Annotated in this window: 13 protein-coding genes and 1 pseudogene; 6 read left to right on the forward strand and 8 right to left on the reverse strand. The window is 35.3% G+C overall.

The annotated features are described in order from the left end of the window. Positions 1 to 356: 356 nt before the first annotated feature. Positions 357 to 950, reverse strand: a pseudogene (locus tag CEF16_RS07795) ((Fe-S)-binding protein); the annotation flags it as partial. An 83-nt stretch (positions 951 to 1,033) separates the two neighbouring features. On the opposite strand from CEF16_RS07795, the gene CEF16_RS23640 reads away from it, so the two are divergent. Further along, positions 1,034 to 1,198, forward strand: a complete 165-nt coding sequence (locus CEF16_RS23640) for a hypothetical protein (RefSeq protein WP_170031697.1) — start codon at positions 1,034 to 1,036, stop codon at positions 1,196 to 1,198. A gap of 119 nt (positions 1,199 to 1,317) precedes the next feature. Here the strand turns inward: CEF16_RS23640 and gntK are convergent, their stop codons facing one another. The 3 genes from gntK to gnd form a co-directional block, all read right to left on the reverse strand. After that, the gene (gene gntK / locus CEF16_RS07805) at positions 1,318 to 2,850 is read right to left on the reverse strand and encodes a gluconokinase (RefSeq protein WP_091585223.1); all 1,533 of its coding nucleotides are present in this window, start codon (positions 2,848 to 2,850) and stop codon (positions 1,318 to 1,320) included. 59 nt (positions 2,851 to 2,909) lie between these two features. Then, a complete protein-coding gene (locus CEF16_RS07810) occupies positions 2,910 to 4,253 on the reverse strand; it encodes a GntP family permease (protein ID WP_091585221.1) in 1,344 nt (447 codons plus the stop codon). A gap of 91 nt (positions 4,254 to 4,344) precedes the next feature. Next, positions 4,345 to 5,241, reverse strand: a complete 897-nt coding sequence (gnd, locus tag CEF16_RS07815; protein ID WP_091585219.1) for a phosphogluconate dehydrogenase (NAD(+)-dependent, decarboxylating) — start codon at positions 5,239 to 5,241, stop codon at positions 4,345 to 4,347. A 152-nt stretch (positions 5,242 to 5,393) separates the two neighbouring features. Here gnd and CEF16_RS07820 point away from each other — a divergent pair, with 152 nt between their 5' ends. Further along, positions 5,394 to 6,248, forward strand: a complete 855-nt coding sequence (locus CEF16_RS07820; protein ID WP_091585217.1) for a MurR/RpiR family transcriptional regulator — start codon at positions 5,394 to 5,396, stop codon at positions 6,246 to 6,248. 180 nt (positions 6,249 to 6,428) lie between these two features. Here the strand turns inward: CEF16_RS07820 and CEF16_RS23645 are convergent, their stop codons facing one another. Beyond that, positions 6,429 to 6,602 (reverse strand): hypothetical protein, encoded by a 174-nt coding sequence (locus CEF16_RS23645; RefSeq protein WP_170031700.1) that lies wholly within the window; start codon positions 6,600 to 6,602, stop codon positions 6,429 to 6,431. Between the two features lie 448 nt (positions 6,603 to 7,050). Between CEF16_RS23645 and CEF16_RS07825 the strand changes: the two genes are divergently transcribed. Further along, complete coding sequence (locus CEF16_RS07825; protein WP_091585215.1) at positions 7,051 to 7,464, forward strand: hypothetical protein; 414 nt, start codon at positions 7,051 to 7,053, stop codon at positions 7,462 to 7,464. A 571-nt stretch (positions 7,465 to 8,035) separates the two neighbouring features. Here CEF16_RS07825 and CEF16_RS07830 read toward each other — a convergent pair. Continuing rightward, complete coding sequence (locus CEF16_RS07830) at positions 8,036 to 9,418, reverse strand: SNIPE associated domain-containing protein (protein ID WP_091585213.1); 1,383 nt, start codon at positions 9,416 to 9,418, stop codon at positions 8,036 to 8,038. A 361-nt stretch (positions 9,419 to 9,779) separates the two neighbouring features. On the opposite strand from CEF16_RS07830, the gene CEF16_RS07835 reads away from it, so the two are divergent. After that, the gene (locus CEF16_RS07835; protein ID WP_139185954.1) at positions 9,780 to 9,989 is read left to right on the forward strand and encodes a hypothetical protein; all 210 of its coding nucleotides are present in this window, start codon (positions 9,780 to 9,782) and stop codon (positions 9,987 to 9,989) included. A gap of 102 nt (positions 9,990 to 10,091) precedes the next feature. Then, positions 10,092 to 10,292 (forward strand): hypothetical protein, encoded by a 201-nt coding sequence (locus CEF16_RS07840; protein ID WP_091585209.1) that lies wholly within the window; start codon positions 10,092 to 10,094, stop codon positions 10,290 to 10,292. Between the two features lie 1,092 nt (positions 10,293 to 11,384). On the opposite strand, the gene CEF16_RS25275 is transcribed toward CEF16_RS07840, so the two are convergent. Both CEF16_RS25275 and CEF16_RS07860 read right to left on the reverse strand, forming a co-directional pair. Next, positions 11,385 to 11,549: an IS3 family transposase gene (locus tag CEF16_RS25275; RefSeq protein ID WP_091585204.1), complete on the reverse strand. Its 165-nt coding sequence runs from the start codon at positions 11,547 to 11,549 to the stop codon at positions 11,385 to 11,387. Positions 11,550 to 11,718: 169 nt separating this feature from the next. Further along, a complete protein-coding gene (locus CEF16_RS07860) occupies positions 11,719 to 12,024 on the reverse strand; it encodes a transposase (RefSeq protein ID WP_091585202.1) in 306 nt (101 codons plus the stop codon). 144 nt (positions 12,025 to 12,168) lie between these two features. Between CEF16_RS07860 and CEF16_RS07865 the strand changes: the two genes are divergently transcribed. Then, positions 12,169 to 12,402, forward strand: coding sequence for a hypothetical protein (locus CEF16_RS07865; RefSeq protein ID WP_091585200.1), 234 nt, complete (start codon positions 12,169 to 12,171; stop codon positions 12,400 to 12,402). The last annotated feature ends 114 nt before the right edge of the window (positions 12,403 to 12,516 follow it).

Below are 12,516 nucleotides of genomic sequence, written 5' to 3' on the forward strand. Positions count from 1 at the left end.
AAGTCTTCGACCAAGGCTTTCTTTTGAACCATCAGCTTGGGAAAATCCTGAATAAAGGAGTACTTAAATTACATTACATGAATAGGGAGTAACGAAAATATAATTTAAAAAGTTAATATAGATACAGCAACCCATTTTAGCTCATTTCTAGTTATTAAACTACTCTTAATAGAGAAATTTCCAATAAGAATGGCGCTATCCTTGTTACTGATTAGCGCCCTTTCGTAATATAAAGTCAGCCAGTTAATTTATATTTTCTGGTTGCCTTATTTCCTTTCTTCCTTCTGTTACTCAGCTTCTACGAGAGGCTGTCTGTCCCCAACTACAGAACGTTCGAGAATTTCAGCAATGTCCTCGCCGGCGCCGCAGCACATGTCGTCCTGGCGGTTCCTCTCCATCTCCGTGATGTTGAGTCCCGGTATAGCTTCGAAGATATCACGAGGGGAATCGTATACGGCCAAGAACTCCGTGTGATGATATTCTTCAACATCTTCTAAACCAAACTCCGGATACTCATTTTTAAAAGTATTATAAGCATGCGGATCAATCGTCACGATTTTCTTTACGTTGTGTTTTTGAAATTCACTAATATTGGATGCCGCCAATTCTTGATACAAAAATTCATTCCCGATGCGTCTTGGTGTATCACCGGAGTTTTTTTCTTTGTTTCCAAAGATGGCAAATTTCACACCAGCTTCGTTCAGCAGTTTTGCAAATGACTGAGCAATTTTTTGACTGCGCTTGTCATACGAACCCATCGCCCCTACAAAGAACAGGTATTCAAACGTTTCATCATTTTTATTCAATTCTTTTACAGTTGGAACATCTATATCTTCTCGATTTTCTCTCCACTTTTCCCGTTCTTTTCTGTTAATCCCCTACGGGTTGCCCTGGCGTTAGATATTCATCATCGCCCGCTGTGCTTCGGAGTCCATTTTTCCTTCGGTTAAGTGGTATTAAAAGAGGCGACAACGGAAGATATTGATACACTCTATTATTGGAAATACGAAGAAGAAAAACAGGAAGCGAAAAAGTGGAATGGACCTTATATTCCCGAGGAGAAAAAAACAAAGAGGAATATAGAAAAGATTGGTTACAAGATAATTTGATTGTTTACCATGTACCCGATTCTCTGATTCTATCCTCTAAAGGAATTGTAATCGAACTCAATGAAAAAACAGCCTTAAGGCTGCTTTAATTGTAAAGATAAGTAAACCTCCCTTGCTTTTTATTGTTAGATCAAAAAGGTACAGTTCCTTCTTATTTTTCAGATAAGAAAAAAGCGTGTAAGCTTGATAACATTACACGCCTCATTTATTAGAACTTACTTTGAAAATCACTTATCGCATCGTATTCTTTCTCAAGTAATCTTGGTAATCGAATAAAGATCGGCATCAGTTTACGGTATGCAGCTGTTGCTTCTTTATTTGGCTGATGACAATGAATCGAACCAACGATCTTTTCAACTTCGCTTAATGAATCAATTTCACCAAGACCATACATTCCTAAAATAATTGCACCTAAACATGAACTTTCAAAGTTTTCAGGAATGGTTACTTCTTGATCAAAGACATCTGCTAGCATTTGTCTCCATAATATTGAGCGAACAAAGCCCCCTGTTGCTTGAACGCGTGTTGGTGTCCCAATCAATTCTTCTAATGCAAGAAGTACACTGTATAAGTTCATCATCACACCCTCAAGAACCGCACGAACCATATGTTCTTTCTTGTGATGCATACCAAGACCAAAGAAGGAACCACGTGCATTTGCATTCCAAAGAGGAGCTCTTTCTCCTGCCATATATGGATGAAAGATGAGTCCGTTTGATCCAGCTGGAACCGTTGCTGCAATATCGGTTAAAACTTCATATGGATCTTTTCCTAAACGCTTAGCTGTTTCTACCTCAGCGTTCGCCAGTTCATCACGGACCCAACGGAAAATCATCCCGCCATTATTCACAGGTCCACCTATGACCCAATGCTTGTCTGTTAGCGCATAACAGAAGATTCGACCCTTTGGATCTGTAACAGGTCGATTAGTAACTGTACGAATCGCACCGCTTGTTCCAATTGTAACCGCTATTACACCAGGTTCGATTGCATTCACTCCTAGGTTAGAAAGCACACCATCACTTGCTCCGACAACGAATGGTGTATCAACAGATAAACCTGTGAATTTAGCGAACTCAGGTGCTAAACCTTTGATGCTGTCAGTTGTACTGACTGGTTTTGATAGTTGTTCTCTCTTTACACTAACAAGGTTAAGAACTTCTTCATCCCATTCTAATTTTTCTAAATTGAACATCCCAGTGGCCGAAGCAATAGAATAATCAATGACATACTCACCAAACAATCGCAAAAAAACGTATTCTTTAATTGATATATACTTGTTTTCTGGCTGGAATAATTCCTTTCGTTCCTCACTCAACCATAATAGTTTCACTAATGGTGACATTGGATGAATAGGAGTACCTGTTCGTAAGTATATCTCATGACCATTATGTTCTTTTTTTATTTTTTCAGCGTATGATACACTTCGGTTATCCGCCCAGGTGATTGACTGTGTTAGAGGATTCCCTTCACCATCCACAACAATTAAACTATGCATCGCCGAACTAAAAGAAACAAAACGAACATCCTGACCTGATACGTTTGCTTCTATTAAACTATTCTTCATTACCGTAAGAACGGCTTGAAAAATCTCCTCTGGATCTTGTTCAGCTGCTGCTGAGGTAGGAGTATAAAGTGGATATTCAACTCCAAATCGACTAACTGCTTTACCTTCCTTATTAAAAACCACTGCTTTTGTACTTGTTGTACCAATATCAACGCCCATCATGTAGTAACCCATAACATATCCTCCTAAATGAGAAATAAGGGAAAACCATTAAGGTTGTCCCTCATTCATTTTTATGCAATAAAAATTCCTAAAATAAGAGCAACACCCACGCCAACTAAACCAATAATGGTCTCCATGACTGTCCACGATTTTAATGTGTCTATTACACTTATTCCGAAGTAACGTCCTACTAACCAGAAGCCTGAATCGTTCACATGAGATAGTACTGTCGCACCAGAAGCGATTGCAATAACAAGCAACCCAAGTACTGGTCCTTCTAAGCCTAGAATTTGAATAAGTGGCGCCATTAGTCCAGCTGCTGTCACCATTGAAACTGTTGCTGAACCTTGGGCAACACGAACCGCAGCTGCGATTAAAAACGCTAACAAAATAGGTGGTAAAGGCGATCCAGCCATCATATCTCCAAGAACTTGACCTACACCAGAATCAATTAAAATTTGTTTAAATACTCCACCAGCACCAGTTACTAAAATGATAATCCCAGCTGGTTCTAGAGCTTTTGTTGCAATGTCTTGTACTTCTTGACGAGAATATCCACGTTTTGTTCCTAGGAATATGAATGTTAAAATCGTTGCAATTGTTAGGGCCACGAATGGATGTCCAAGGAATGTAAGAATAGACCGAACCATATTTCCTTCTTCAAATAACACACCTGAAACCGTATTCAATAAAATCAATACTAACGGAATCATAATCAATGAAGCAATAAGCTTGAAGCTTGGTAATTCTTTATCATACTCAACTTCTTCAAGATTCATATAGTCAGGAACAACAACATGTAATTTTTTCGAGATATATTTTGCAAAAAGTGGTCCTGAAATGATCATCGCTGGTATACCTGCAATTGTTCCGAATAAAATAACCCAACCAAGATCTGCACCAATTAAATCAGCAACTGCAATTGGACCCGGTGTTGGAGGAATAAAGCTATGAGTAACAGCCAAACCAGCTAACAATGGGATACCATAATATAATAGAGACTTTCCTGTTTTCTTTGCCAATCCATAAACAATTGGTACTAAAATGATAAACCCAACATCAAAGAATACTGGAATCGCTACAAGGAAACCTGTAACTCCTAATGCCCACTGTGATTTATCTTCCCCAAATTTTTTCACAAGTGTTTGTGCTAAACGTTCAGCACCACCGGATACCTCAAGCATTTGACCAAACATAGCACCTAAACCAACAACTACGGCAACGAATCCGAGGGTTCCCCCCATCCCGTCCTGCATTGACGTAACAACTTCGTTTAAAGGCATTCCTGCTAATATACCAACAATTAAACTTACTAATAAAAGCGCAACGAATGCGTGTAATTTTGTACGAATTACCAAAAATAGCAGAAGAAAAATTCCGGCTACTGCCACAAGTATTAACATTTGATCTGACATGTAGTTTCACTACCCTTCTTTATTGAGTACTATGAGGAAGGCGTTCTTTTGTAATCCCTATCTTCTCAGTCTTCCTACTAAAATGAAAAAATTATTTTTTCTCTACCGCGTGACCGCCAAATTCATTACGAAGGGCTGCCACAACCTTCCCTGTGAATGTATCATCCTCAAGAGAACGATAGCGCATCATTAAAGCAAGGGTAATCACTGGTGCAGCAGTTTGAAGGTCTAACGCCGTTTCAACTGTCCACTTTCCTTCACCTGAAGAATGCATAATTCCTTTGATTCCTTCAAGATTTTCATCTTTAGAAAACGCATTCTCTGTTAATTCCATTAACCATGAACGGATAACTGAACCGTTATTCCACACTCTTGCTACCTGTTCATAATTATAGTCAAACGGGCTTTTATCAAGAAGGTCGAATCCTTCAGCAATCGCTTGCATCATCCCGTATTCAATTCCGTTATGAACCATTTTTAGAAAATGTCCACTTCCTGCTTTCCCTGAATAGAGGTAACCGTTTTCAACGCTGATATCTTGAAAGATCGGTTCAATTTGTTTAAATTCTTCCTCATTTCCACCAATCATAGTACAAGCACCATTACGAGATCCTTCAACTCCTCCACTAGTTCCACAGTCAAAGAAATAAATTCCTTTCAACTCACACTCTTCATTTCGCTTCAGTGAATCTTTGTAATGAGCGTTTCCGCCATCTATAATTCGATCCCCCTCTTCTAAATGCGGGAACAATTGTTCAAAAGCTGATTGTGTTGCATTTCCTGCGGGAACCATTAACCAAACTGTTCTTGGTTTTGATAGTTTACTAACTAGCTGTTCAATTGAATCCGATGTTTGTACTCCCATCAAAGAAATTTTTTTCATTGATTCTTCATTTACATCAAAGGCAACGACATCATGCTCTTTATCTACTAAATTAAGAGAAAGCTGATATCCCATCTTTCCTAAGCCTATCATTCCAATTTGCATCTCTAATCATCCTAACTGTTTGTAGAATAAATTTTCTTGATATTTTCATTATAAGAAAAAAAATTCTTTTTGCAAGCGCTATTAAGAAAAATATTTTTTCTTATTTCGGTATATAGTATAATTAAACAGAGCCCTATCAGGAGGGATGATATATGAAAAAAGCTCAAGAGCCTTGTTTAGTCACAATTCGCAAGCTCTATCCTAAGTTCAGTGTGACTGAAAGAAAAATTGCCGATTATATTCTAAATAACCCTAATAAAATTATTCACTCTTCAATTAATCAATTAGCGGAAAATTTAGAGATAGCGGATTCTACAGTTTTTCGATTTTGTAAACGTATTGGATATAAAGGTTATCAAGCGATGAAAATAGCCCTTGCATCTGAAGTTGTCTCTCCTATTCAAGATATTCATGAAAAGGTGAACGAAGATGACACAGTTGATACGATTGCAACAAAGGTTTTTCATTCAAATATTAAAACAATTGAGGATTCGTTATCAGTGTTAAATGAGGAGAAATTACAGTTAGCGGTAGACAGTATGATAGGAGCTAATTCAATTGAATTCTTTGGAAGTGGAGGTTCAAGTATTATAGCTCTTGACGCATATCATAAACTAGTAAGAACTGGTTTAAAGGTTCACGCTGTAATCGATACTCATTTCCAGTTAATGGCAGCATCACAAATGACGAAAAAAGACTGCGCAGTCTTTATCTCCCATTCAGGATCATCAAAAGATATTCTACATATCTTAAATGTTGTGAAATCAACTGGCGCCAAAATGATTGCGATTACTAATTATGCGAAATCACCATTAAGCTCGGCTGTAGATATCCCTCTTTACACGGTGTCAGAGGAAACTGAATATCGTTCTGAAGCTCTGTCATCCCGGATTGCACAGTTAACCCTGATTGATGTTCTTTATGTCAATATTTTAATGAAAAGAGGGAAAGAAGGAAAAGAAGCATTGAAAAAAATGCGTGAAGCAGTACTTGTAAAGCGAATCTAGATTAGGCTAGCTAAGCTTCTTTACGAAGGAGCAGGATCCAAAGGCCTTGCTCCTACCTCTTATTCTTCCATTTTTCAAGAAGGGATCTCGCTTTTGCTTTCTTTGATGCCGTTTCTTCTTTTTTATTAATGCCTTATTTAACGTTTCGTCCCCATCCAACTGAACTTCTAGGACATCGTCTTATCCTTGCCAAAAATACAGAAAACTGAACGCGAGTGGTGTCATGGTTCGGTTGGAAGGTGTTTTCTTTCGCGTAACCTGTTGTAATGCCAGCTCCGCTATGTTTGAAATATCCTTTATAGAATACATAATCTCACCTGAGAGGTCAAAAGAACGATTCAGCACAGCAGCCATTTGCCCCCTCTTATCAAAGTATGACTTTGTTACGTCTGTAATATCCTGATTGCAGCCGCCTCGTATGCATTATATTATCTATACCTTTAATTCATCCGTAGCCAAAACCCCTGTAATAAATGAATCCTATTCTGTACCAGACTAAAACAAAACAAAAGAGGCTGGGACTAAACCCAATAAATAAACGATGTAAAGTTAAAAGTGCCTGATCCTAATACAGTAAGTCAGGCACTTAACTTAAAGCTTTTACTAAAAAAAGAGAGGATAGATGAGCAGGATTGAAATACCTGTAATCATCTATCCTTTTTGTACGACAAATGAGCTCCTTTACCACAATAACAATATTTTTGTTGTTCAACTTGAACTTTTCTATGCTTTAAAGACCCAGCATAAATACCCTCTAGTTTCATATAAATGAACTAAACATAATAGACTGGGGGGAATGAAGATGACAAATGAAGCAGAGGTGGAAGAGTCCTTTGAACTAACAGAGGAAATATTAAAAAAATACTATGAGTTAAACATCCAAAAAAAGGAATTAGAAAAAGAAATGAATCGGATCAAAAAACAAATTCACAACTACTTAGATGATACCCTTGGAAAAGAACAAAAAGGTGAATTGAAACGAGGGAAATACAAGGCACAGCGTGTCATTCGCTCTTCCGTTACTTACGACGAAGAGAAAACGATAAAAAAATTGGAAGAATTAAATTTAGATGATTTTATTTTACAAGTAAAACGACCAGATACAGAAAAACTAGAAGCTGCAATGACGATAAATTTAGTTGAAGAAGAAGATTTCGTGGATTGTAAAACGAATAAGCTCTCTCAAGCCATTACAGTTAAAGAGTTAAGCTTATAGATACTACGAAGGGGCTGCCAAAAAAGGACAGATTTTCCTTTTTTTCATAAAAATAAGGTTTTAAATCAAATATTGGGGTAGGTACTATTGCTCCTGCCCCTTTATTCTATTTGAATGTCTTGTCCTTTTAATTGATAATGTAATAATACTCTCATGCGCAGGCAAAATGTATGTACACACTGCTCCTACCCTTTTCTTGGTTACTCGTCCATTCAAGTGTAAAGTATATCGGAACTTGTGTGTTGGGCTCGAACCAGTGCCCTCCACCCTGTAAGGTGGCTCAATCACTAATATATCATTAGTTAAGCGTAATAAAAGATTAGTAGCAATAACCACTTCACTTAATAGATTTAATATAGATAGCACGTCATGGTTGTTGATTAATTACAAGGAATAATTACCATACATATTAATTGCCTTAGTTTTATTCACCTTCAGTTTCATTATCCGTTTTAAAATTATGAACGATTAGGTTTTACTTGTTTATCATCAACCTTCTTACCTCCAAAAATAAAAAAGAGAAACCCTAATTCTAAACCATTTTGGGAATCCCTTTTTATTAAATATTTTTCTAACCTGAGACAGCAACTTCTTTCTCAGCCGCATGTTGATGTTTATTCTGTTCTAAGTGAAGTGATTTTCTATATTCTTCTGCTTCAGCTAATTTTGTAAACTCAATTGTCTTATTATGATTTTCTTTAACTACTTTTTCTATTTCATCAAGTGAAACAATAAAAAACTCTTTTCTTGGGTTTACTTTATTAACTTGATAGTCCTCAAATGCTTTATGCAAAGCAGTTTCTAATTGTGGAGCATTTTCAGAAAAGATCATTGCATGCACATCAAAGGAAAAAGGTACTGAAGCATTACCTAGTTCATTCACACGATCTAACGGTTCAAGTCTACGGGTCATACCAATTTTATACATATCCTCACCAAAAGAACAAATGTTTGAAATTATATAAACGTAACCAGCTTTTGCATTTTGTTCTCTGTAATCAACTTCCTCTTTTTCTTTTTGTAACTCTGAAACTTTTTCATCTATTTCTGCCATCTTTTCTTCTATTTCTGCTTTCATTTCATCATTTGCAGTTTCAAGCTGCTCTTTGTATTTTGCTAATGCTTGATTGAAATGTTGTTCATCTTTTTCAAGCTTTTTCTTTTCACGCTCAATTTCTTGTTGTATACGTTTTTCTTCCTTCATCTCTTCTTTGATTCTTCGTTGTTCTTCTTTCTCTTCTTCTTTTTTTACTTGATACTCATACGCTAAATACAGTTCGTCAAGCTTTAATGATAAATAATCAATTGTAATTTCTATGCCATTTCTTTTACCAATTTTATTTAACTGCTCTCTTGCTTTTTTAATCTTTTTTTCAATTGAGTCAATATTATTAAATTTCACACCAAATATAGATGAATCACATTCATTATTAAACGCTCTAACGACCATTTTAACGTTATCTTTTCTAAGCATTTCACCTTTCTTCTTACTGCCATCAACTGTCCACGGCTTAGAATGAGTAGCTTTATCATCTTTAACCATCTCTTTTTGCAAGTCTCTAATTCTTTTCAATTCAACTTTGTATTGCTCAGAATTCTCAAAATCGTATTTAGTCTGATAAAATCCGAAAGATTGATATAATATTTCATCATCAAGAATAATGATTTCATCTTTCTTCTTATTAATTTCTTTTTCAGTATTAACTAATTCATCGTTTGCTTGTTCTTTCTTCTGAGCTAATTTAGAAACATCTTTTTCTAATTTTTCTTTCTTCTCTTGAACTTTAGTAAGATCATCTAGTTCATTTTCCTTAAATTCCTTTTTCCTTTTTCTATTGTCAACTATTTGCCAAATCAACAACACTAATCCAATTACAAAAGGATAAACATACACTGAGAACGCAAACCACAATGAAATAAACCATGTAGAAAGATACCATTTTTGTTTTCTCATATAATTCCCCAAAAATTTTATTGTATAGTATAAGTTTCCATTTGCAGGATATTTATTGGTAAAAAGATCCCATAAGTTTCTTAGGAAATTAATTAAATAAAAGAACAAGGCTACAATATCCCTGCTCTTTTTAGCTTACTTTTTCCATTAAAAATTTAACATTTTCAGTCGAGTTCACATTGTACCTATGAGGTGTATTGGATACAGGTCAGTATTTTTGTAATAACCAATAAAAAGAAGTGTTTTCATTATTTTTTTCTCATTTTCAGTAGAGTAAAATTTTGGTAAGTTTAAGAAGCCAAACATGAAAGAAGTGAGTATAGATAGCAGGGGATGACCCTTGGAATGATGGAAATCGGGGATGAGTAATTTGATACGAAGAAACCGCATATGGATTGCTGCTTTTTTGTTAATGTCTTCATGGCTCATTTTAATGGATTATATAAGAGATAATTCATTAGAGCTTCTATCGAATATAGTTCATTCCTTGTTTATGGTAATTTTCACACGAATTGTTTTCTGGATTTTTGGTATGGATAAGAGAAGAAAAGAATCTAAAATAGAAAAATAATATAAAAAGAGAGTCACTGTTATTTATAAGGACTATTTTTACTCTATTCCACCAAAAATAGAGAGACAGTATCCATAAACAAAAAGAGAAAGGGTGTTTTAAATGGGGAAGTATACAAAGGGCCAAGAAGCATTAATATGCGGTTTGGGGGCAGGTTTAGCACATTTAGTGGTGGGCTTCCCTGTTATATACATCTTTGATACTCCTGATCATATAAAGACTATCGTTTACTCTTTTGGAGCTGGTTTGGGTTTTATTTTAGCAAATGAATATATTAAAAAAAAAGAAAAAGAAACTGATTAACAGTAATAAACCCTTCTGAGATAATGCAGGAGGGTTTTAAAAACAGTCCCGTTAAAACCAAGTCACATCGAGAAGGAGTTTTAATGTATGTGGGAAATCTTAGGTGCTATAGCTTTTGGTATTGCTTTGTATTATTGGAGCAAAGTAAGGAAAGCAGAAAAAGGAAAATAATTGAATAAAAATGTCAAAAACAAACCAAAAAATAGAAGTGGTGTATGATACGAAGAAACCTTATGTATATTATTGCTTTTTTATTATTTTTTGCATGGCTTGTTTTCATTGATTATATAGAGCATAATTCATTAGATTTTCTATCAAATGCAGTACAATCCTTGTTGGTGGTCATTTTTATGCGACTGTTTAATTGGTTTACAGGTTCCGATAATAAAAGGAAAGAATCTAAAACAGAAAAATAATGTAAACTTGGAAAACAAATCAGCAATAGTAAGTTCACCTTTGTTAAATCGGTAGTTTTACGAGCCATATGATGTTGAACAATCTTAGTTATTTTTTGATTAAACGGTGTAAGCGAATATCTAAATAAGATGTTAGTATTAATGATTGTTGGTTTCATTTAACTCATCCTTATCTTTAAATCCCTTACCTTTACTTGGATTATTGATGATTCCAGAAGCTATACCAATTGAAAGTATCACATCAACATAACGTTCATTATATGAAGTTGTGATTAATAAAAAAGCCCTTTATATCAACACTTTCACTTTTTTGGACCTATCTCCAAAAATCCCAAAATCCTTGCAAAGAATATCCTTAGAATATTCAAGCATCTCTTTCTCAACAAAAAGGCATTTAGATTTATAAAAAATTTCATTTAGTTGATTTTCATATTCTTTAAGGTTTTTCATAGGGCTTTTATCAGAATTACTATTGTTTATAGTTTTTTTTCTCTCTTCCTCCAATAGCTTAAGTTCATCATCAATAAATACTATTTTTGATTTAATTATACCTATTACCTCTCTGAATTCCCTATATAACTTTACATACTCTCTTAGACACTGGAAGTACTTAGGTACCGTCAATAAGTTTGTGTAATATTTTTAGAGTATCCTAAGAATAACTTCTTGAGTTTTCTTACAGGGGAAGATTATTCTTCGTTTTCAATCGATAGACTTTCTTTTTATTGATGATTAATCCGTAGTGGCGGCGAAGAATCACGGTGAGTTTTCGATAACCATAAGCGAAAGCCTCCCTTTCGATCTCTTCCAGCAGCCATTCCTTGATTTGTTCATCTGAGATTTTTTTCCATTTCTGGTGAAAGAGTAGCCTGGTATGGGACGTCCCTCACTTACCTTTTTGTGCTCGACGCGATAAGACGTTTGATAATAATACGTCGATCGTGGAATACCAAGAATGCGGCAGATGACCGATACCTTGTACCCTTTGGCAATCCAGGCCCCTGCGACGTCTATTTTTTCAGCAAGTGAGGGTTCTTCTTTTTTATGAGATGACGCAGAACAGCGATTTCTATATCCTTTTCGCCAAGTAGTTTCTTTAATTCCGTATTCTCCTGTTCCATCTTTTGAGGATTCACATAGTCAACCTGGTCCACGGATGTTTGGCCGAAATGCCCTTGTTCATACTCTTTCGTCCACCGGTAAATCAGATTTTTTGATAGTTCATACCGCCTCGCTACTAAAGCTTTATTGCCAGTTTCGAGTGCTTCTTTTACCACTTGCAATTTAAAGTCATTGGAGTAAACATGTCGTTTCATATTCCATCAACCCCTTTGATTCTAGTGTAACTAAGTTACCCTTCGTTTGTCCAAAATCGCTAAGGGGCTTTAGAGAAACAGGAAGATGTAATTTATTTAAGAGAGTACGAAGATATACTCTATGTTGAGGATATAGCAAAATACATGCAAAGAACTAGACTTAGTATTTATAGAATTGAAGAGCTTATCGATTACATTAATGAAAAAGGTTACCACAAAATTGAAGGATATAATAATTTAAATAGAAAAACAGAAGCTTTAATAGCTGAATATAGTGAACTTGAAAGAAAATATATAAACTTCGAAGAAAGTGAATTAAAAAGAGAAAGGCTTTATTTAATCATAAGTCTATACAAATTTAACAACTACCGAATATAATAAATTGAATTTTTAATTATTTCCCCGTAGTAATTATTGAAATAAAGACAAAGGCCGCAGGATCGTCTGGCATCGCAAGCATGACTAATATCCGAATTATGTTTGCCCTTATGC

It is taken from the genome of Alteribacillus bidgolensis (genome assembly GCF_002886255.1).
In the GTDB taxonomy this organism is placed as follows: Bacteria; Bacillota; Bacilli; order Bacillales; family Marinococcaceae; genus Alteribacillus; species Alteribacillus bidgolensis.

What these genes read in the sequence shown, in the direction of transcription:
- gntK (WP_091585223.1), bottom strand. Translation starts at nt 2,850, where the DNA reads ATGGGTTACTACATGATGGGCGTTGATATTGGTACAACAAGTACAAAA.
- CEF16_RS07810 (WP_091585221.1), bottom strand. Translation starts at nt 4,253, where the DNA reads ATGTCAGATCAAATGTTAATACTTGTGGCAGTAGCCGGAATTTTTCTT.
- gnd (WP_091585219.1), bottom strand. Translation starts at nt 5,241, where the DNA reads ATGCAAATTGGAATGATAGGCTTAGGAAAGATGGGATATCAGCTTTCT.
- CEF16_RS07820 (WP_091585217.1), top strand. Translation starts at nt 5,394, where the DNA reads ATGAAAAAAGCTCAAGAGCCTTGTTTAGTCACAATTCGCAAGCTCTAT.
- CEF16_RS23645 (WP_170031700.1), bottom strand. Translation starts at nt 6,602, where the DNA reads ATGGCTGCTGTGCTGAATCGTTCTTTTGACCTCTCAGGTGAGATTATG.
- CEF16_RS07825 (WP_091585215.1), top strand. Translation starts at nt 7,051, where the DNA reads ATGACAAATGAAGCAGAGGTGGAAGAGTCCTTTGAACTAACAGAGGAA.
- CEF16_RS07830 (WP_091585213.1), bottom strand. Translation starts at nt 9,418, where the DNA reads ATGAGAAAACAAAAATGGTATCTTTCTACATGGTTTATTTCATTGTGG.
- CEF16_RS07835 (WP_139185954.1), top strand. Translation starts at nt 9,780, where the DNA reads ATGAGTAATTTGATACGAAGAAACCGCATATGGATTGCTGCTTTTTTG.
- CEF16_RS07840 (WP_091585209.1), top strand. Translation starts at nt 10,092, where the DNA reads ATGGGGAAGTATACAAAGGGCCAAGAAGCATTAATATGCGGTTTGGGG.
- CEF16_RS07860 (WP_091585202.1), bottom strand. Translation starts at nt 12,024, where the DNA reads ATGAAACGACATGTTTACTCCAATGACTTTAAATTGCAAGTGGTAAAA.
- CEF16_RS07865 (WP_091585200.1), top strand. Translation starts at nt 12,169, where the DNA reads ATGCAAAGAACTAGACTTAGTATTTATAGAATTGAAGAGCTTATCGAT.